Genomic DNA, 503 nt, shown 5'->3' on the forward strand with positions numbered 1-503 from the left:
CCAAACATCAACATCAAAAATGTTCGACAACTCGAAAACAACATCCACGCAGGAGCGAAATACTTAGCGTTTTTACGTCGGCAGTATTTTGGCGATAAGGCCATTACGGCTGAGAACAAAATTTACTTTACCTTGGCGGCTTACAATGCAGGCCCCGGTAATGTCGAGAAAATGCGCAAGCGAGCCGCACAGCAAGGCTACGACCCCAACGTTTGGTTTAATAATGTCGAAGTGGTCATGCGAAAAAGCCTCAGCTCAACGGTCAGTTATGTGACCAGCGTGAACCGTTACTACGTCATCTATAAGCAACTAGAGAGCTTAGACCTCGCCAAAACACTAGAAAATGTGCTGCTGATTCCTGATGACCCGATCTTTATGACGCCAATAAGGAAAATCACTCAAACGCCAGATACAAAAATGCCGCTTGTTAATTAAGCGGCATTTTTATTATTCAGTGTACTTTGAAATTGCAGAGTGATTAATGTCACATTTGCATTCTAGTT

Annotated in this window: 1 protein-coding gene; it reads left to right on the forward strand. The window is 43.1% G+C overall.

What is annotated here, in order from left to right; translation table 11 throughout:
* Positions 1-435, forward strand: a 435-nt coding sequence (locus tag R7Q11_RS29750) for a transglycosylase SLT domain-containing protein (protein ID WP_225467412.1), incomplete at its 5' end; no start/stop codon positions are given.
* Positions 436-503 lie beyond the last annotated feature (68 nt).

Source organism: Vibrio sp. 970 (assembly GCF_033339075.1).